We start from the raw sequence: 19,765 nt of genomic DNA, 5'->3' as shown, positions 1-19,765 counted from the left end.
TCAGGCGATTGTCAATTTACAGCCTCACCACGGGGCCGCCGCGATGATCCGCCACCTCGGATAGCCCGCAAGACCCCAGCAAGGAGGCAGCGACGATGCGAGGACGAAACGGATCCTGGATGGCGATGGTCGCGCTGACCGCCGCACTGGTATTGGGGGCCGATGTGCAAGCCCAGACCCCGCCGACCGGCAATGCGACGCCGACGCCCGACAACGCTGTCATGGTCACCATCTTCTTCAAGCATGACCAGTCGCGGCCGTTGAGCGAATTGAACGCCCAGCTCGAGCGGCAGGGCTTCTACAAGGCGTTTCCGCCGGAAGGCATCGAGGTCGTGAGCTGGTACGTGATGATGGGAATTGGCCAAGTGGTAACGCTGCGGCTGCCCGCATCACGGCTGCGCGAGGTCAACCGCGTCATCGAGAACAATGCCTGGGGCGCCTATCACACCGAGTTCTATCCGACCTATGACTACAAGGCGGTCGGGATGGCCAATCACGAAAAGGCGAAGTGAGGCGATTTCTCCGCTCGACTGCAGACGGCCGCGCGCCGGGTTCGCCAGCCCTGATCGATCAGAGCCGGCGTCCACGGCCGGGCGCGACCCGTCCGCTATGCGTGCGCCCGCGAGGGTTGGCTGAGCTTCCTGGCCAGAATCCGCAGATCCTCGGTGCGCCCGCTGCAAAGCAGGCGCGTGAATTCGTCTGGATCGATGGAAGCAGGCGGGAAATCGGCCGATTTGCGCGCGACACGGCGTAGCCAAGTCAATCCGAAGAGACGCTTGAGCATCTTCATGGTTGTTGAGCCCCGATGAGCGTCTACGTTAAATCGCGGTCAGGAAGATTGGTTCCGCTCCTCGCCGTGCCCCCGCTGAATTTCGCTGGCGCACAGTCAGGCGAGCAGTGCCTTGCGCTGTCGCACCCGCTCAATGGACTGCCCGATGCTGGGCTGATCGAGCGTGCCCTCAGCGATCCGCGCCACGATCGCCTCGGCGATGGCGGCCATCTCCTGCTCCTGATCGAACAGATTGTTGCCGATGCAGACCATGTCCATGCCGGCGCCGATCGCCTGCAGGCTGGCGGCGTGCGTGCCAAGCGCCATCTGTAATCCTTGCATCTGCATGTCGTCGGTGATCAGCAGCGTCTCGGGCAGGCGCCGACGCAGCCGGTCGATCCCGACGGATGACAACGTCATTGGATTGCGGGTGTCCCACGGCCGGACGATCGCGTGGCTGACCAGCACGGCATCGCCATGGGTCTGCGGCGCCAGCGCATAGAACAGCTCCTCCTGCTCCGGCCGCAGCGCATCGGAAATGTCCATGAACTCCAGATGCGAATCGACCTTTGCGCCGCCGATCCCAGGAAAATGCTTCAGGCAGAGGCCGACCCGGGCCTGCCGCGCCGCAGCGTCGACAAGACGCGCATTGGCCTCGACCTCGGCGATGTCGGCCGAGTAGGAGCGCTTGATCCGGCCGATATTCGGATTGTCAGGGTTGTAGTCGACATCGATCACCGGCGCAAAATTGTAGCTGACGCCAAGCCGGCGCAATTCGCCATAGCTTGCGGCCAGGATTTTGCGCTTCTCCTCGGTGGCGAGCAGATTGAAATCCTTCGCGCTCGGTAGCGGCTGAAAGCCGAGGCTCTCCTTGAGTCGGCGCACCAGCCCGCCCTCCTGATCGATGAAGACCAGCGGGCGTGAGGGCAGCGACGCGATCTCGGCGCACAGCGCCTGCAGTTGCGCGGGCGAAGCGATGTTGTTGTCGTATTGCCGGGTCTGGCAGGAGTAATCGAACAGGATCACCCCGCCGAGCCCGAAGCGCATGGCAAAATCCTTCAGCCAGGCGGGGATGACCTTGCCATAGAAGCCGAGGATAAAGAGTTCGCCGACGGACATCTGCATGTGCTGGCCCTGCGCACTGAATCAGGTCCCGCATAGCATGCTGAAATAGCGGTAAGAATATGCTGGCGCGCCTGCCGCCGGAACTGCGTTCCCCGCGCTTGCACGCCTATGTTAGAGATGCCGCACGCGGCCGCCGCGAACGCCAAGATACGGCAGCAAGGCACGACAAGAAAACCCGGAATCGCCCATGACAGCACCTTACGTCCCGCAAATGGCCCTTTACCGCCAATGGCTGAAACAGACCCGCGGCCTTGAGTTTACGAATTTCGAGGAGATGCGGCGCTGGTCGGTCACCGACATCGACGGCTTCTGGCAAAGCATCTGGGACTATTTCGACATCCAATCGCCGACGCCGCACGCGGCCGTGCTCGCGAGCCGCAAGATGCCAGGCGCGATGTGGTTTCCCGGCGCCTCGGTGAACTATGCGCGGCAGGTGTTTCGCCATGTCGAGCCGGCGCATGCCGCGGGGCTGCCGGCCCTCGTCTCGAGCGGCGAAGACGGCAAGCTTATGGAGACGAGCTGGCCGGAGCTCCGGCGCAAGGCGGCCGCGCTGGCCTTGCATCTGGAGGCCAACGGCGTGCGAAGCGGCGATCGCGTCGCGGCCTACCTGCCGAACATCCCGGAGACCATCATCGCGTTTCTCGCGACCGCGAGCCTGGGTGCGATCTGGAGCGTCTGCGCGCCCGACATGGCGGCGCCTGCGGTGATCGACCGCTTCAAGCAGATCGAGCCGAAGGTGCTGATCGCCTGCGATGCCGTGACCTATGCCGGCCGGCGCCATGACCGGCGGCCGGTCATCGACGAATTGCGGCGCGCGCTGCCGACGGTGCAGCATGTCATCCTGCATAGCGAGACGGCCGCCTCCGACACGCAGCTGTCGTCCATCCTCGCAGGCCAAAGCGCCGAGATCGACGCGTTCGAGCCGGAATGGCTGCCGTTCGACCATCCGCTCTGGATCGTCTATTCCTCGGGCACGACCGGATTGCCGAAGCCGATCCTGCACAGCCATGGCGGCGTGATCGTGGTGGCGCTGCCGCTCTCGACGCTGCACAACGACATCGGCTGCAGCTACCAACAGAACTCGTTCGGCGAACGCTTCCATTGGTACAGCTCGACCGGCTGGATCATGTGGAACTGCCAGACCAACGGCCTGCTCAACGGCACCACCTGCTGCATCTTCGACGGCAGCCCGGGCGGCTCCAAGGACAAGCCGGACTGGACCACGCTGTGGCGCTTCGTCGCAAACGCCAAGGCGACGTTCTTCGGCGCGGGCGCGGCATTCTTCGCCAACTGCACCAAGGCGGAGATCGATCTCGCGGAAGTCGGCGACCTCTCGCAGTTGCGTACCTTGGGCTCGACCGGATCGCCGCTCAGTGCCGACACGCAAGCCTGGTTCAACGACCGCTTCGCCACGCTCGCGAATATCAACGGCAACGCCGCGCAGGCCGACATGTGGTGGGCGAACATCTCCGGCGGCACCGATTTCGCCGGCGCCTTCATCGGCGGCAACCGTGAGCTGCCGCAGACGCCGGGCACGATGCAGTGCCGCCTGCTCGGCTGCGCGGTGGAAGCCTTCGACGAGCAGGGCCGCGCCGTGATCGACGAGGTCGGCGAGCTTGTCTGCACCGAGCCGCTGCCGTCGATGCCGCTGCGGTTCTGGAACGATCCGGGCGATGCGCGCTATCGCGCCAGCTATTTCGAGACCTATCCGGACAATTTCGACGGGAGCGGCCGCGGGCCAGTGTGGCGCCACGGCGACTGGCTCAAGATCAATCCTGACGGCTCCTGCGTGATCTACGGCCGCAGCGACGCTACCATCAACCGCCACGGTCTGCGGATGGGCACCAGTGAGCTCTATTCCGCGATCGAGGCGCTGCCCGAGGTGCTCGATTCCATGGTCGTCGACCTCGAATATCTCGGCCGCGACAGCTACATGCCGCTGTTCGTGGTGCTGCGCGAGGGCATTGCGCTGGATACTGCGATGAAGGCCAGGATCAACAAGGCGGTCGAAGCCGGACTGTCGCGCCGCTTCCTGCCCAACGACATTTTCGCGGTGGCTGAAATTCCGCGCACACTGTCGGGCAAGAAGCAGGAGCTGCCGATCAAGAAGCTGCTGCTCGGCCACCCCCTGGAGAAGGTCATCAACAAGGACGCGATGGCCAATCCAGGCTGCCTGGATTGGTATCTCGACTTTGCAAGGACCTATCTGATCAAGCAGACCGGCGCGGCGTGAGGCATGACGCCCGCATTCAGGATCCAATGACATGCCGTCACCCAGCTATATCGACCCGCTCAACGGAAAACTCTATTCGCTGGATGTGCCGCGCTGGTGCTCGGACGAGGGCAAGCCGCTGCTGGTGACGCCGCTGCCCGGCATCTCCCGCGACGACATCGATCGCGGCACGCGGTCGCTGTGGCGTTACCGGGCCTCGCTGCCCGTCGATATCAAGCAACCGATCACGATGGGCGAAGGCTGCACGCCTGTCGTCGAAAAGGAGTGGAGCGAGCTGCGCCCTCACTTCAAGCTCGAATGGTTCAATCCGACTGCGAGCTTCAAGGATCGCGGCACCACGGTGATGCTATCCTTCCTGCGTCAGCTCGGCGTCGATGCGGTGCTGGAGGACAGTTCCGGCAATGGCGGTGCGTCCGTCTCAGCGTATGGCGCTGCCGGCGGGATGCGGGTCAAGATTCTCGCGCCCGCCACGACGTCGCCGATGAAGGTGGCGCAGATGCACGCCTTCGGCGCCGAGGTCCAGCTGGTGGAAGGCCCGCGCGAGGAATCCGAGGCGGAAGCGATCCGGCAGTCGAAGCGGACCTTCTATTCCAGTCACAACTGGCAGCCGTTCTTCCTCCAGGGCACGAAGTCGCTGGCCTACGAGATCTGGGAAGACTTCAACTACTCGGTGCCCGACAACGTCATCATGCCGGTCGGCGCGGGCAACAGCATGCTCGGCTGCTACATCGGATTTAAGGAGCTGCTCGCGGCCGGACAGATCACGCGCCTGCCGCGCCTGTTCGCCGCGCAACCGCTCAACTGCTCGCCGGTCGATGCCAGCTTTGCCGCCGGCCTCGACACGCCTGTCAATCGCGAGGTGCGCAAGACCATTGCCGAGGGCACCGCCATCAAGCATCCGCTGCGCCTGAAGCAGATCATCGCGGCGCTCCGGGAGACGGGTGGCGGCACGGTCGCTATCCCCGAGAAAAGGATCATCGACGCGTTGAAGCGGCTGGCGCGCACCGGCCTCTTCGTCGAGCCGACCTCGGCCTCTGCTGCCGCCGCGCTCGACGTGCTCAAGGAGCGCGGCGCGATCCGTCCGGCCGAGCGTACTGTCGTCATCATCACCGGGACCGGAATCAAGGCCGCCGGATTGATCACCGAGATTCTGGAAGCGAGCCAGGCTTACACCGGCGGCGGATTCAGCCGCGCAAAGCCCTCCTGGATGCGATAAGGATAGTACGGATAGCTCGGCATCACTGCGCTCGCTTTGTCGAGACGCGCGATCTGATCCGGTGTCAGCGACCACCCGACCGCACCGAGATTGTCGCGGAGCTGCGCTTCGTCGCGCGCGCCGATGATCACCGAGGACACGCTGGGACGTGTGAGCAGCCAGGCGATGGCGATCTGCGGCACGCTGCGTCCGGTCTCAGCGGCCACCGCGTCCAGCGCGTCGACGATCGCGTAGAGCTGCTTGTCGTCGACGGGCGGTCCGAACTGCGCAGTCTCGTGCAGGCGACTTTGCTTCGGCAGCGGATGGCCACGCCTGATCTTGCCGGTGAGCCGGCCCCAGCCCAGCGGGCTCCAGACCAGCGCGCCAACATGCTGGTCAAGCGCGAGCGGCATCAACTCCCACTCATAGTCACGGCCGACCAGCGAATAATAGACCTGATGCGCCGCGTAACGCGGCCAGCCGTGCCGCTCGGAAAACGCAAGCGATTTCATCAACTGCCAGCCGGAAAAATTCGAGGCGCCGACATAACGCAGCTTGCCGGCGCGTACGAGCGCATCGAGCGTCGACAGCACCTCGTCGATCGGCGTGAAGGCATCGAACGCATGGAGTTGCAGCAGGTCGATATAGTCGGTGCCCAGCCGCCGCAGGGCCGCGTCGACCGCGGCGACGAGCCGATGGCGCGACGTGCCGGCATCAGACGGACCGTCGCCCATAGGCAGGCCGGTTTTGGTGGAGATCAGCACCTTGTCGCGGCGCCCCTTGATCGCGGCGCCGAGAATCTCTTCCGACGCGCCGTTGGAATAGACGTCGGCCGTGTCGAACAGGTTGACGCCGGCGTCGAGGCAGACGTCGATCAACCGGCGTGCCTCGTCGACACCGCTCCGCCCCCATGCCGAGAATAGCGGTCCCTGCCCGCCGAACGTGCCGGTACCGAAGCTGAGCACCGGCACTTTCAGACCGGAGGCGCCGAGATTGCGATATTCCATGATTGGACTCCCTTTGATCCTGTTCATTCCGCCGGGCACTGCGCCGCCAGAGCGGCGGGACGATCGAGGCGCAGGCTCCACAGCGCCAGCAGCAGTCCGATCGCGGTGATGACCGCGGCCACCAGCGGCAGCGCGCCGAGGCCGAGGCCACGATCGATGGTCACGCCGCCGGCCCAGGCGCCGAGCGCATTGCCGAGATTGAAGGCCGCGATATTGAGGCTCGATGCCAGTGTCCGCCCTTCCGCGCCGGCGGCTTCGAGCACGCGAAGCTGCAGCGGCGCGACGGTCGCGAACGCGGCGATGCCGAGTACGAACAGCAGCGCCACGGCCAACGCCTTGATCGAGACCACAGCAGCGAGCACCACCAGAACGACGGCGAGGCCGCCGAGCGTCACGAGCAGCGCACGCGCTACTCCCTTGTCGGCAAGCCGCCCGCCCGCGACGTTGCCGATCGCAAGGCCTGCGCCGAATACCAGCAGGATCGGCGAGACGGCGGCATCCGAGAATCCCGTGAGCCGCGTCAGGATGGGCTGCACATAGGTGAAGACCGCGAACAGGCCGCCGAAACCGAACACCGTCATCGCCAGCCCAAGCAGGACCTGCGGGCGGCCAAGGACGGCGAGCTCCTCGCGCAGCGGCGCTGGCTTGTCCTTAGCTCCGACATGGCCGGGGACCAGCACGGCGAGCACGACGAAGGCGATGACGCCGATCGCAGCCACCGCCCAGAACGCGGCGCGCCATCCGAGCATCAGGCCGAACCAGGCGCCAAACGGCACGCCCAGCAAGGTAGCGACCGTCAAGCCGATGAACATCGTGGCGATCGCGGACGCACGCTTGTCCTCGGCGACGAGGCTCATCGCCACCACCGAGCCGACTCCGAAGAAGGTGCCGTGCGCGAGCGAGGTGAGGATGCGCGCCGCCATCAAGAGGGCATAGTTGGGCGCCAGCGCGCAGGCCGCGTTGCCGAGCGTGAAGATCGCCATCAGCGCCAGCAGCACCGCCTTGCGCGGCATTCGCCGCGTCGCCAGCGTGAGGATCGGCGCGCCGACGAACACGCCGAGCGCGTACCCGGAAATCAGGAGGCCCGCCGCAGAGACCGAGACCTGCATGTCAGCGGCGACCTGCAACAACAGCCCCATGATAAGGAATTCGGTGGTGCCGATGCCGAAGGCACCGGCGGTCAGGGCAAGAACAGCAGCAGGCATGCGTCGCTCCGGGTCGAATGAGGATTCCGCGATGCGACATAGCGGTCCGGTTCCAAAAGGATTAGAATGGCCCCGATCCAATCATTTGTGATGTGAATTCAATATGGCCCGCGACACCAACCGCTCTGGCGAGATGGACGTCTTCGTCCGCGTCGTCGATCTCGGCGGCTTCACCGCCGCGGCGAACAGCCTGCGCCTGACACCCTCCGGCGTCAGCAAGCTGGTCTCCCGGCTCGAGACGCGGCTCGGCACAAGGCTCGTCAACCGCACCACCCGGAAGCTTCAGCTCACCGAGGAAGGGCAGGCCTTCTACCAGCGCGCCCAGCGCATCCTCGCCGACATCGAGGAGGCCGAACGCGAAGCCGCCTCCTGCGTGCCGCGCGGCCATCTCACCGTCAACAGCAACATCCCGTTCGGCACGCTGCATGTGATGCCGCTGCTGCCGCGCTTCATGAGCGAGCATCCCGACATCACGCTCGACATCGTGCTGACCGACACGCTGGTCGACCTGATGCAGGAGCGTGCCGACGTCGCGATCCGCGTCGGACCGCTCGGCGCCTCGCGGCTGATCGCCCGCAAGCTCGGCACCAGCCGCATGGCTGTTGTCGCCGCCCCCTCCTATCTTGCCCGCTTCGGCACGCCGAAGACGCCGGCCGACCTCACCGGCCATCGCGGCATCGGCTGGACCTTTCCACGCAGCATCCGTGGCTGGCCATTTCGCCGGGGTGAGCGGATCGAGGAGGCACTGCCGCCGCCGGTCGCACGCGCCAGCGATGGCGAGACCGCGCGCCAGCTTGCGCTCGGCGGCATCGGGCTTGCGCGGCTCGCGCTGTTCCACATCGGCCCCGACATCGAGGCCGGGCGCCTGGTGCCGGTGCTGCAGACCCTCAATCCCGGCGACCGCGAGGACATCCACGCGGTCTATGTCGGTCACGCCGGCCCGTTGCCGGCGCGGGTGCGGGCCTTCATCGATTTCCTCGCCAAGCATATCCGCATTGGCGACCCGGCACTGCGGCGTGGCGCAGACGGAAAGTGGAAGATCGCGCCCGGTCGGTGAGCATTCACCGCACGATCGCCTGATCGTGAGCCGGTCTAGACCCGCTTCAACAAATAGAGGTGCGTGACGTAGGGAAACACCACCTCATCAGCGTCGCCGAGACCGGCCTCGCGTAGGATGGCGTCGGTCTTGTCGCGAAGTGCCGCCTTCTCCGCGTCCGGAAGATTGGCGACATAGCTCGTCGATGCGACGCGCTGGAAGACATCCTGCCGCAGCATCCGATGCGGATGCTCCTGCACGATTTCCTTCTCGAGCACGAAGCGCGGATCCATCAAGATCCATCGCCAGCGTCCCGTCCGTTGCCGGGGCGTGTCTCCCGCGTAGTGTTCGATCATGCGGGACAACGCGTCGACCCACGGCATGCGGTCATCCCTGTTGTTCCAGACCAACGCCAGCGTTCCGCCCGGACGCAGCAGCCGCGCGATCTCGGCGACCGACGGCTCATTATCGAACCAATGGAAGGCCTGGGCGCAGGTGACGAGGTCGACACTTCCCGTTTCCAGGCCGATCGCATCGGCGCGCGTGTTGATGACCTCGACCGTCGCTTCCTTCGCCAACCTGGCCGACATCTCCGGCACGGGCTCCACGGCGATCAGGCGGGCGGTCGAAGACAAATGCGGAAGCAGGAGGCGAGTGAACTTGCCGGTTCCGGCGCCGAGATCGACGACACAACGTGCGGCCTGAAGCGGTAGCGCGGCGACGATATCAGCCGGATAGCTGGGCCGACCAGTCTCGTAAGCGTTGACCGCGACACGATAATTTTCAGCCGTGGGGTTCAGTGTCATTCCGCTTCTCCTGCGAGCCATGCTGGACTGTGAAACCTGATGGTATAGAGCAGCGCCTGCGCAGAACGGGAAGCGCGCGTCGATTCAAGACTCGCTCAACATCCGTCACCTTTGCGTCACAGCCCCAATCGCTTGGCCATGCCGGCATCGGCATCTTGCATGGGTTGGCAAGCGCGGCCAAAGCCGCTAAACGTCCGCCCCCTTTCACATCACAATCAGAGCATGACATGTCGAGCGCCCCGCCCGCCGTCTCGATCGGCGTCGATTTCGGCACCAGCAACACCGTGGTCGCGCTGTCCGATGGCGACGGCCGCGTCGAGGCCATCCGTTTCGACCATGGCGGCCGGACGCACAATGTCTTTGTGTCGGCGCTGTGCTTCTGGGAGGAGCGGCCGGGCAGCGGCCTGCATCCGCGCGCCGAGGGCGGCCCGTGGGCGATCGAGCAGTTCCTGGAGGGGCGCACCATTCACCGCTTCATCCAGTCGTTCAAGACGTTTGCGGCAAGCTCGGCGTTCAACACCACGCAGATCTTCCGGCAGCGCTACAAGTTCGAGGACCTGCTGGCGGCATTCCTGCGCACACTGGCGCGCCATGCCGGCGACGGTTTCGATCTCGGCGCGCCGACCATCATGGTCGGGCGGCCGGTGCGGTTCGCCGGCGGCAATCCCAATGACGAGCTCGCGATGCAGCGCTACAGGGCCGCGTTCGAGCGGCTTGGGGCCGGCCACGCGCGCTATGTCTACGAACCGGTCGGCGCCGCGTTCTCCTTCGCGCGCAGCCTCGATCACGACGCCACCGTGCTGGTCGCCGATTTCGGCGGCGGCACCAGCGACTTCTCGGTCATGCGCTTCTCGCGCTCGGGCGGCGTGCTGCGCGCCGAACCGCTGGGACACGCCGGCGTCGGGATCGCCGGCGACACCTTCGACTACCGCATCGTCGACCACATCGTCTCGCCGCGGCTCGGCAAGGGCACCAACTACCGCTCGTTCGACAAGGTGCTTCCGATTCCCAATCACTATTATTCGAGCCTGGCCCGCTGGCATCAGCTCGCGATGATGAAGGGCAATGGCGACCTGCGCGAGTTGCAGCAGCTCGCGCGCACCGCGCTCGATCCCGCCCCGCTGCATGATTTCATTACCATCGTCGACCACGATCTCGGCTTCGCGCTCTATCGCGCCGTGTCCGACACCAAGGTCGCGCTGTCAACGCGCGACAGCGTCGAGTTCCGCTTCGCGCGCGAGGGCATCGATATCGGCGCGACCGTCACGCGCAACGATTTCGAGGCCTGGATCGCCGACGACATCGAACGGCTCGGAGCGACGGTCGACGAAGCGCTCGCCAAGGCCGGCATCACCGCCCCCGACGTGGAGAAGGTGTTCCTGACCGGCGGCACGTCATTCGTACCGGCGGTGCAGCGCCTGTTCGCCGAGCGCTTTGGCGCAGCGCGGCTGACATCGGCCGACCAGTTCGAATCGATCGCCTGCGGCCTCGCTCTGATCGGTCACACGCCGGACCCCGATCGCTGGTCGGTGGCTGCCGCGGCGTAACAAGACCGCTATAGGAAGGGTCGCGCCATAGTGGCGCATCGAAACGCCGCGAGTGCGGCGGTGGATTACGGGAGACGCCTCGGTTTGAAATGCACGTCACCGCATGATGGTTGCCACCCAGATTGCACCGGCCCTGCGCCGGCTCACGGCTTGACGTAGGTCCAGCCCTGCTCCTCAAGCTCCATGACATGCACGACACCCGACTTGACCACTTGCGCCTGCGGAATGATCGGAATGTCCCTGTTCTCGGCCTTGTGCATGTTCTCCTGGGTATTGCCGCAGGCTTTGAACGAAACTTCCGGCGTGCTCAAGGCCATCTCCTCGATGCGGGCCTTTACCGGCGACGTGTCGTTGCGCAGCATGTGCAGGCCGGGCCCGAACGTGACCACCTCGATTTCCACCTTCTCGCCGAGATTCTTGTAATATTGCGTGACGTTCGTTGCGTTGTTGAGCGCGAGATTCATCGCGGCGGGATCGTTGGTATTCACTTGCAGCACCAGGCGATGCAGCTTTTTCCCCGCAGCGGGCGGCGCGACGCGCGCAGCTCTCTGCTTGTGCAGCTGTGCGGCGGCGTGCGACGTCGCAGTTCTGGCGTTCGCCTGCGACGCGGCGAGATGGAGTGTCGGCGTCAGCGCCAACGGTCGCATGGCTTCCTGCGCAGCAGACGGCCACGTGGTAACCATAAGAGTGATAGCGCCGATCGTCGCCATCCTCGCAATATACAAAAATCTGGTCATGGTCCGCCTCCTATCGAGGAAAGTTTCCGCGCATTATCGGTCGTTGGGCCTTGCTACGGCATGTGGCCATTTGCACACGGCCTCTATCTTCGCCCGTACTTTCTCCAGCCCGGTCAGGGAGAACGTTCCTTCTCTGGTGGCTCCCATCCGGGGCTGGAGGCGGATGTCGAGTTCTCCCTCACCCGGGAGCGATCGCAACAACCCGACCACATCGCCGGCGAACGCGATGCCGCCCCCGAATGCCGGCGCATTGCCCGCGAGTTGCACCGGAGGACCGCCGTTCACGCGGTAGGAAAGGACATAGCCGTCGCCGCGGCCAGGCAGGGCAGGTCCCGCGACTGCCAGTTCGGTGCGTCCACCGCGGCAGCGGATCGAGAGCTGCATAGTCGAGCCGGCTGCAGCTTCGCGCGATGAAATCGTGGCGGTTGCGATCGGCGTATAGTCCAGCGGCGACGTCGTCTGGCTGACAATCCAGCCGTCCTCCGGCGCAGAAATCGCCGGAGGCGCGGCGGCATGGGACAGCCGATCGAGGCATTCCAGGCGGTCCGCGCGCTCCATCGCGGAGCAGGCACGAAGCTGGCCCAGCAGATCGTTCGATCCCTGCGCCAGCACAATAGCGGCCGCGAGTGCGATTGAGATCGGAAGGACAATCACGATCATTGCTCTGTCATTGCGATGCCCGGGCTGCGCGCGTGTGGCCATCGAGCCATGCCTGCGCCGCAGGGAAGCGCGTAAGCCCGGGAACGGTCGCGGCGAGATTGATCGATTTCCATTTCGGATCGAAACCGGGCGCCTGCAGCCTGTCGATCCGTGAGAACAGATGATCGACAAAGCGCGCGACCCGCTCAAACCGGTTCGAATTGGTCCGCCAATTGAAGGCGACAAGCGCTGTCGGCACGGCAATCGTCGCCACGCGTTCGCCCGACCTGATCAGGTTTGGATAATCGGTCGCATCCAGAGCCGCTGGAAGATAGTAGTCCTCCAGCTTGCTTCCGTATGGGACCGGCAGAAACTTGAAGCCAGGATCCCAGCGCCCGCGCAAGAAGGCATCGACCGGCTTCGACGTAATGAACACGACCGCCGCGATCTCGCCTTTGCGCATCTGCTCCAGTGCGACCTGATGCGGGATGAACGTCTTTTCGACGTCCAGACCGAGACGGCTGAAGATGAGCGGCCCCGAATAGGCTGCGGCGGTGCCCAGGGTATTGAAGTTCACCTTCTTGCCGACGAGGTCGTTCAGGCTGGCAATCTCCGGCCGAACGAACACGTGCAATTCAGACGGGAACAGGTTGAGCACGTAGGCAAGCCTGTGCTGGATATCCGGGACCTGGCTCTTGTACTCGTCGAGCGCGTCGGAATTGATGATCGCCGCGTCGATGCCGCGCAGATAGAGCAGCGAGTTGAGATTTTCCGTGGGTCCCCGCGTCACGACCGGCAGAACATGCATGTTGTCACCGTCATCGACCACACGAGCCATCTCTGCGGCAAGACGAATGGGCGCGCCCTCGATGCGACCTCCGGCCAGACCGACCGTCCAGGCGTTGATCGCCGCTCTCGGGTTTGGCGGCTCCTGCCGCACTGCCCGCGCGGCATGTATCGGGACGTTCTTCGTTTGCGCATCCACGGGGGACGGCTGAACGAACTGGAGCAGAGCCAATGCCGCAAGCAAAAGCAGCGGATGCGTTGCAGGACACCTGTTCATCGATCAGCTCCTTCTGTGCTATTGGCGCAGCGCGTCGAACCGCTGTTTCGCCTCCTTGACTCCGCCGGCCTCGGCCTTCGCGTAGAGAGCGCGCGCTTTTGGCGCATCGCCGCGCGTCCCATACGTTCCCCATTGAGGCAGAATCAGCGGGTCGTAGGTTTCGGCGAGCATGAAACTCGCCTGAGCATTGCCGTTCTCAGCGGCGCGCTCGAGCACGATCCGCGCCGAGCCGATATCGCCCTGCCCAAGCAACACGCTCGCGCGGGCCACCAATCTTGCCGTGTCCTGGGCGCCCTTTGGATTCCCCCGAGGCTGTCCGCGCGCGTTGGCGACGGCCACCGTTTCTGCTGCGCCCGGCTTTGCCGCGTCCGTCTCGACCTGCTTGGCCTGCGCAACCTGACCGGCGACCGGCATGTCCTTCGTGCTCCGCGCGAGGGCGAGTTCCTGCTCCAGCCCCGCGACCCGCCCGCGCTCCTGCTGCAACGACGCGCGCAATTCTGCAGCGCCTTGCTCTGCCCCTTGCTTCAGCCGCGCAGTCTCGTCACCCGCCTTGGCTGCTAATGCCGTCTGCGTCTCAACTTCGCGCCGAGCGGCTTTAAGCTCCTGCTCGAGCTGCGCCGTCCTCTCGCTCTCCTTCTGTAAGGACTTTTGCAGTTCCGCCGTGCCGCTTTCGCCGACCTTCTTTGCTTCACTGGCTTCGGCGCGCGCCTTCACCGCCAGTGCGGTCTGCGTCTCGACCTCGCGCCGCGCTGCCGCGAGATCCTGCTCCAGCTGGCCGGCCCTCTCGCTCTCCTTCTGCAGGGATTTTTTCAGTTCCGCCGTGCCGCTCTCTCCCGCCTGCTTTACTTCGGTCGCCTGGGCGTATGCTTTCGCCGCCAACGCGGCCTGCGTCTCGACCTCGCGCCGCGCTGCCGCGAGATCCTGCTCCAGCCGCGCCACCCTCTCGCTCTCCTTTCGCTGAGATTTTTGCGGCTCCACCGTGCCGCCCTCTCCTGCCTGCTTCAGTTCGGTCGCTTCGGCGCGCGCCTTCGCCGCCAGTGCGGTCTGCGTCTCGACTTCGCGCCGCGCCGCCGCGAGATCCTGCTCCAGCCGCGCCGCTCTCTCGCTCTCCTCTTGCAGGGATTTTTTCAGTTCCGCCGTGCCGCCTTCTCCTTCCTGCTTTACCGCGGTGGCTTGGGCGTACGCCTTCGCCGCCAACGCGGCCTTCGTCTCAACCTCGCGCCGCGCTGCCGCGAGATCCTGCTCCAGCCGCGCCGCTCTCTCGTGCTCCTCTTGCAGGGATTTTTTCAGTTCCGCCGTGCCGCCTTCTCCTTCCTGCTTTACCGCGGTGGCTTGGGCGTACGCCTTCGCCGCCAACGCGGCCTTCGTCTCAACCTCGCGCCGCGCTGCCGTAAGATCCTGCTCCAGCCGCGCCGCTCTCTCGTGCTCCTCTTGCAGGGATTTCTGCAGCTCCGCCGTGCCGCGCTCTCCCTGCTTTACTTCGGTTGCTTCGGCGCGCGCCTTCACCGCCAGTGCGGTCTGCGTCTCGACCTCGCGCCGCGCCGCCCCGAGATCCTGCTCCAGCCGCGCCGCTCTCTCGCGCTCTTCTTGTAGGGATTTTTGCAGCTCCGCCGTGTCGCTCTCTCGCGCCTGCTTTGCTTCGGTCGCTTCGGTGCGGGCCTTCACCACCAGTGCGGTCTGCGTCTCGACCTCCCGCCGCGCTGCCGTAAGATCCTGCTCCAGCCGCGCCGCCCTCTCGTGCTCCTCTTGCAGGGATTTCTGCAGCTTCGCCGTGCCGCTCTCTCCCGCCTGCTTTGCTTCGGTCGCTTCGGTGCGGGCCTTCACCACCAGTGCGGTCTGCGTCTCGACCTCGCGCCGCGCTGCCGCGAGATCCTGCTCCAGCCGCTCCGCCCTCTCGTGCTCCTCTTGCAGGGATTTTTGCAATTCCGCCGCGCCGCTCTCTCCAGCCTGCTTTACTTCTGCCGCTTCGGCGCGCGCCTTTACCGCCAGTGCGGTCTGCGTCTCAACCTCGCGCCGCGCTGCCGCGAGATCCTGCTCCAGCCGCGCAGACTTTTCGCTCTCCTTTTGCTGAGATTTCTGCAGTTCCGCTGCGCTACTCTCCCCTGCCCGCTTTACCTCGGCCGCTTCGGCGCGTGCCTTCGCCGCCAGTGCGGTCTGCGCTTCAACCTCGCGCCTTGCCGCCGCGAGATCCTGCTCCAGCCGGCCGGCTCGCTCGCGTTCCTGTTGCAGGGATCTCTTTAGCTCTGCCATGCCGCTATCGGTCGCCTGTCTTGCTTCGTCTTTCGCCGTGGCTGCCGGCGAGGCCCGCGGGTCGGCATTGCCGCGCATTCTGGCAATATCCCGCTCCATCCGTTCGGATCGTTCGCGCATCATCGATTTGCGCAACTCGGCAGCGCTGCGCCCCGCCGCCGACATTGATCGGTCGACGCCCTCGCGCTCCCGCTGCAGGGATTTGCGTAATTCTGCGATTTCGCTGTCGGCGGCCTGCCTGGCTCGAGCCGATTCTTGGCCCGCCTCTTTCAACCGCGCCTGTAGCATCTCGAGATCGTGCCGGACGACGGCGAGTTCGCGCGCCAGCATCTCCGCTCTCTGGCGCTCCTGCTCGGCGACCGGCTGCGACCCGTTCGGCTCGCTGCTCGTTGCTTGTGCCAGCTGTACCGATCTGTCGTCGCTCGGGCGCATCTGCGCTTGCCAGGCTTCGCCTGACGCCAGCGCTTGCGATGCCCATGTCGACGCGAGCAGAGTTGCGATGATGCACAGGGGCGCGGCTCGCGCCCATCCAGACGGGCGCGGCGTCGGCCTCCAGGCGAGCTGCCCATTGTTCGAGCCGCCTGCGATACCGCAAGCGTGCACCTCATCGATGAGGATGACGGTTGTTGGATTTCCCGCCCCCTCCACAATCACCTGTGGCATGGTGATTTGGCCCATTCCTTGGCCTACTCTCATGGGTCACGATAGCGCTCTCGGACACTCGAATACCATTCCCTCGCAAGGAGGCCCCTCACCTACCCCTTTCGGGTTAGGTAAGCGCGGCAGAAAAGCGGCCTGATTTGAACGGCCCTAGCCCACGGCGGCGGCGTGACGAAGGGACGCGAGCGTCTGTGCCAGCCCGGGTGGCCGAAGCAACTCAGTTCCGGCCTTGATCCCAAATCAACACGCGACTAGATCACCTCCATCATCAATCCGAGAGGATGCCGACGGCCATGGATTTCATCCGGACAGCAACGCCCACCAGCCTTGCCCACGGGGACATCCATCACCATGCCTGCATCCATCACGCTCTCGAATTTGACCCTGTCCGCGCCTGACGGCCGGATCCTTCTTTCCAACATCGACCTGAGCTTCGGACCCGAACGGACCGGGCTTGTCGGCCGCAACGGCATCGGGAAAACGAGCCTGCTTGCCCTCATCGCCGGGCAACGTCCACCACAATCCGGCACGGCCTCGGTGCGGGGCCGCGTCGGACTGCTTCTCCAGACGGTTCAAGTAAAGCACGACGAGTGCGTCATCGATCTGTTCGCTGCCCGCCACGCACTTGGCGCACTGCGCCGCGCCGAACAGGGCAATGCGACCACCGAAGAGCTGGCGGAGGTCGACTGGACGCTGGACGCCCGCATTGCATCCGCGCTCGGCCGCGTCGGACTTGACGATGTTCTCGACGTGCCCGTGGCGAGCCTGTCCGGCGGACAGGCCACCAGGGCGCGCCTCGCTGCACTCATTTTCGCAGACCCCGACTTTCTGCTGCTGGACGAGCCCACGAACAATCTGGACCGCGAGGGACGCAAGGCCGTGGTCGACCAGCTCGCCAACTGGCGTCGAGGCGCGATCATTGTCAGCCACGACCGCGCGCTGCTGGAGACCATGGATGCGATCGTCGAGCTGACGTCGCTGGAAGCGAGACGCTACGGCGGCAATTGGAGCCAACCGCAAGGCGGTCGAGCTCGCCGCGGCCCGGCACGACCTGGCGAGCGCCGAAAAGCGCGTAGCCGAGATCGACCGCAAGGAAAGAGAAACGACTGAACGGAAGGCGCGCAAGGACGGCGCGGGCCAGCGGAAGCGCGCAAAGGGCGATATGCCGCGCATCGCCGCCGGCCTGCGCAAGGATCGCAGCGAGGACACCGGCGGCGAGAACGCGCGCCTCGCCGAGCGCAAGCGCGCCCAAGCACTTCAGCTCGCCACCGCGGCGCGTCAGCGCATCGAAGTCCTTCAACCATTCTCGGTGCGATTGCCGCCGACGGATCTGCCGACAGGCAGGATGGTGCTCCGGATCGAAGCCGCCGATCTCGGTTACACCGCGGAGAGCCCGATCCTGCGCGACGTCACACTCTCCATCGTCGGACCGGAGCGGGTCGCGATCGTCGGGCCCAACGGGTCGGGCAAGACGACACTACTCAGGCTCATCACCGGCGATCTGCTGCCGTCGCGCGGCACGGTGCATGTCGTGAACCGCTTTGCGATGTTCGATCAAACGGTCAGCCTGCTGGATGCCAAGGCCTCCATCCTCGACAACTTCCGGCGCATCAATCCGAATGCCGGGGAGAACGAATGCCGCGCCGCGCTGGCGCGCTTCATGTTCCGGGCCGATGCAGCGCTGCAGATCGTCTCCCGCCTCAGCGGCGGTCAGTTGCTCCGCGCCGGCCTCGCCTGCGTCCTGGGTGGCGCGACGCCGCCGCCGCTCCTGATCCTCGACGAGCCGACCAACCATCTCGACATCGAATCCATGGAAGCGGTCGAAGCCGGATTGCGCGCCTATGACGGAGCGCTGCTGGTCGTGAGCCACGAGGCGATCGGGGTTACTCCACGTACGACTTTGAGGATGAGGTTCGCTTTGAGATCGACGTTCTGAAGCACCTAACGTATGAGCTCCATATAAAGAGCCCTCGGCTAAAACTGATCGAGTATCGTGGCAAGCAGATAGTTCATGATTTATTTGACTGCTTTTATAAGGACGTCGAAGGCGAGCTTCTGCCTAATGACTGGCGCGATCGCCTACGCGCGATTCGCGCGTTCGGCAACTGTGAAGAGATGCGAAGCAGGTTGATTTGTGACTACATTGCTGGAATGACAGATGCATATGCGCTTGATGTCTACTCAAGGCTAAAGACCACAAATCCAGCGGCACTCTTCAGACCCAGCTGACGTGTGCCGTTCAATAGCGTACATTGATCGCAGCCCTATCTGCCGCAAGCGCTTTGGCGTTCACCGCGACGTCCTGTTTGCGTGAAGGATCGCACCCGCGTACTCATTAGAGACGGGAATTTCGCGGATATCGTCATGCGGATCCAAACAAAAAATGACAAACCACCGCTTTGAAACAATCGCTCGATTTGTTTGCCCCAATTGCAAGCGCCACGTCTCCACCACGGTAGCCGTTCCAGAACCCAGCTTTGAAGCTGAGCGTGCTTCTGACAACGTTTCCGAAGGATCCGTGGAGGTCGCGTGCCCAAAATGCAAGAACGTATTCAATGGTCACTGCTTCAACACCGTAAGCAGCTGTGACATCACGCTCGACGATTTCGGCAACATAACGGTTGAGGCGGAACTTGCGCAGTATGCCCCCGATGACGAGGATTGGGTTGACTACGACGCGCCAGATAATCCACGAGCAGTATTTTTGGATTCCTACCACCACACCGGTGAATTACTAGCCGAGCACGGTGGAGAAGGTGCTCACCTTGTCAATCGGATGGTCTTCGCACAGCAGGTCGGCGCGCTAGAAGCGTATCTTTCGGACACGCTCATCAATCTCGTGTCGGAAGACGCCGAAGCACTGAAGAAGCTCCTAGCTTCCGATAAGGACCTGTCCAGCAAGAAATTCACGCTTGCCGAAATAGCAGCAGGCAAGGAACTCGTTCACTCGGAAGTGCTCCTATATCTGCGGTCAATCGTCTATCACAATATTCCGAAGGTACGCGCGCTGTACAACATTGCAGCGAACGTCGACCTTTTTGACCTTCTCGGCGCTGACAAAGAGAGGCTGTTCAAAGCGATCGAGTATCGCCACGATTGTGTGCATCGGAACGGCTGGGATAGCGAAGGCAAGCGACTTGAAGTCTTCACAAAAAGCTACGTCCAAGAAACCGCTGACATGATGAAAGTGTTGGTGGAGAGCATTGAGAAGAAACTCTATCGACTCGACATGGACGACCTAGTCCCCTTCTGAGCGCGCCCCCACCGTCCGATCGATTCGAAGCTACCTCTACCGTCCGTCGGCACGAGGCTGTCACCCGTGTCTTAGGTACGTTCCGTTACCCATGTCTCCGGGCCGGACAACGGCGCATATGGCGGAGAGGGAGGGATTCGAACCCCCGATAGGCTTGCACCTATGCCGCATTTCGAGTGCGGTGCATTCAACCACTCTGCCACCTCTCCAGTGGCCCGGGTGATTTGCGCCACCCGCGGT

The 19,765-nt window shown here is 64.3% G+C and carries 15 protein-coding genes, 1 tRNA gene and 1 pseudogene; 7 read left to right on the top strand and 10 right to left on the bottom strand.

The features are described from left to right. Positions 1-119 precede the first annotated feature (119 nt). Positions 120-512: a hypothetical protein gene (locus MTX19_RS02230; RefSeq protein WP_280984662.1), complete on the top strand. Its 393-nt coding sequence runs from the start codon at positions 120-122 to the stop codon at positions 510-512. A gap of 95 nt (positions 513-607) precedes the next feature. On the opposite strand, the gene MTX19_RS02225 is transcribed toward MTX19_RS02230, so the two are convergent. Together MTX19_RS02225 and MTX19_RS02220 are read right to left on the bottom strand one after the other, a co-directional pair. Then, complete coding sequence (locus tag MTX19_RS02225) at positions 608-790, bottom strand: hypothetical protein (protein ID WP_280982264.1); 183 nt, start codon at positions 788-790, stop codon at positions 608-610. A 96-nt stretch (positions 791-886) separates the two neighbouring features. Beyond that, a complete protein-coding gene (locus MTX19_RS02220; RefSeq protein ID WP_280982263.1) occupies positions 887-1,894 on the bottom strand; it encodes a glycoside hydrolase family 3 N-terminal domain-containing protein in 1,008 nt (335 codons plus the stop codon). 187 nt (positions 1,895-2,081) lie between these two features. Here MTX19_RS02220 and MTX19_RS02215 point away from each other — a divergent pair, with 187 nt between their 5' ends. Together MTX19_RS02215 and MTX19_RS02210 are read left to right on the top strand one after the other, a co-directional pair. Next, positions 2,082-4,127: an acetoacetate--CoA ligase gene (locus tag MTX19_RS02215; RefSeq protein WP_280982262.1), complete on the top strand. Its 2,046-nt coding sequence runs from the start codon at positions 2,082-2,084 to the stop codon at positions 4,125-4,127. 31 nt (positions 4,128-4,158) lie between these two features. Continuing rightward, positions 4,159-5,343, top strand: coding sequence for a threonine synthase (locus MTX19_RS02210; RefSeq protein WP_280982261.1), 1,185 nt, complete (start codon positions 4,159-4,161; stop codon positions 5,341-5,343). Here MTX19_RS02210 and MTX19_RS02205 read toward each other — a convergent pair. After that, positions 5,295-6,329 (bottom strand): aldo/keto reductase, encoded by a 1,035-nt coding sequence (locus tag MTX19_RS02205; RefSeq protein ID WP_280982260.1) that lies wholly within the window; start codon positions 6,327-6,329, stop codon positions 5,295-5,297. The genes MTX19_RS02210 and MTX19_RS02205 overlap by 49 nt on opposite strands. 23 nt (positions 6,330-6,352) lie before the next feature. Further along, positions 6,353-7,534 carry an MFS transporter gene (locus MTX19_RS02200; RefSeq protein WP_280982259.1) on the bottom strand — a complete coding sequence of 394 codons (1,182 nt, stop codon included), beginning with the start codon at positions 7,532-7,534 and terminating at the stop codon, positions 6,353-6,355. A 103-nt stretch (positions 7,535-7,637) separates the two neighbouring features. Between MTX19_RS02200 and MTX19_RS02195 the strand changes: the two genes are divergently transcribed. After that, a complete protein-coding gene (locus MTX19_RS02195; RefSeq protein ID WP_280982258.1) occupies positions 7,638-8,591 on the top strand; it encodes a LysR family transcriptional regulator in 954 nt (317 codons plus the stop codon). Between the two features lie 35 nt (positions 8,592-8,626). Here the strand turns inward: MTX19_RS02195 and MTX19_RS02190 are convergent, their stop codons facing one another. Then, the gene (locus tag MTX19_RS02190; RefSeq protein WP_280982257.1) at positions 8,627-9,376 is read right to left on the bottom strand and encodes a class I SAM-dependent methyltransferase; all 750 of its coding nucleotides are present in this window, start codon (positions 9,374-9,376) and stop codon (positions 8,627-8,629) included. 227 nt (positions 9,377-9,603) lie between these two features. On the opposite strand from MTX19_RS02190, the gene MTX19_RS02185 reads away from it, so the two are divergent. Continuing rightward, the gene (locus MTX19_RS02185; RefSeq protein WP_280982256.1) at positions 9,604-10,923 is read left to right on the top strand and encodes an Hsp70 family protein; all 1,320 of its coding nucleotides are present in this window, start codon (positions 9,604-9,606) and stop codon (positions 10,921-10,923) included. A gap of 143 nt (positions 10,924-11,066) precedes the next feature. Here the strand turns inward: MTX19_RS02185 and MTX19_RS02180 are convergent, their stop codons facing one another. Genes MTX19_RS02180 through MTX19_RS02165 form a run of 4 tightly spaced genes read right to left on the bottom strand, consistent with a single transcriptional unit; the run spans position 11,067 to position 16,290 of the window. After that, complete coding sequence (locus MTX19_RS02180) at positions 11,067-11,633, bottom strand: DsrE family protein (protein WP_280982255.1); 567 nt, start codon at positions 11,631-11,633, stop codon at positions 11,067-11,069. 60 nt (positions 11,634-11,693) lie between these two features. Further along, on the bottom strand, positions 11,694-12,320 hold the full coding sequence (locus MTX19_RS02175) for a hypothetical protein (RefSeq protein ID WP_280982254.1): 627 nt from the start codon (positions 12,318-12,320) through the stop codon (positions 11,694-11,696). Positions 12,321-12,327: 7 nt separating this feature from the next. After that, positions 12,328-13,362 carry a TAXI family TRAP transporter solute-binding subunit gene (locus tag MTX19_RS02170; protein ID WP_280982253.1) on the bottom strand — a complete coding sequence of 345 codons (1,035 nt, stop codon included), beginning with the start codon at positions 13,360-13,362 and terminating at the stop codon, positions 12,328-12,330. 18 nt (positions 13,363-13,380) lie between these two features. Continuing rightward, positions 13,381-16,290, bottom strand: coding sequence for a hypothetical protein (locus MTX19_RS02165; RefSeq protein ID WP_280985818.1), 2,910 nt, complete (start codon positions 16,288-16,290; stop codon positions 13,381-13,383). Between the two features lie 333 nt (positions 16,291-16,623). Here MTX19_RS02165 and MTX19_RS02160 point away from each other — a divergent pair. Together MTX19_RS02160 and MTX19_RS02155 are read left to right on the top strand one after the other, a co-directional pair. Continuing rightward, a pseudogene (locus tag MTX19_RS02160) lies at positions 16,624-18,208 on the top strand (ABC-F family ATP-binding cassette domain-containing protein). 447 nt (positions 18,209-18,655) lie between these two features. Next, entirely contained in the window at positions 18,656-19,525 is an 870-nt protein-coding gene (locus tag MTX19_RS02155) for a hypothetical protein (RefSeq protein WP_280982250.1), read from the top strand. 119 nt (positions 19,526-19,644) lie between these two features. On the opposite strand, the gene MTX19_RS02150 is transcribed toward MTX19_RS02155, so the two are convergent. After that, positions 19,645-19,734: transfer RNA gene (locus MTX19_RS02150), tRNA-Ser, on the bottom strand. Between the last annotated feature and the right edge of the window lie 31 nt (positions 19,735-19,765).

Origin of the sequence: Bradyrhizobium sp. ISRA464 (genome assembly GCF_029910095.1) — a bacterium.
In the GTDB taxonomy this organism is placed as follows: domain Bacteria; phylum Pseudomonadota; class Alphaproteobacteria; order Rhizobiales; family Xanthobacteraceae; genus Bradyrhizobium.
This window is presented reverse-complemented; position numbering and strand designations above follow the sequence as displayed.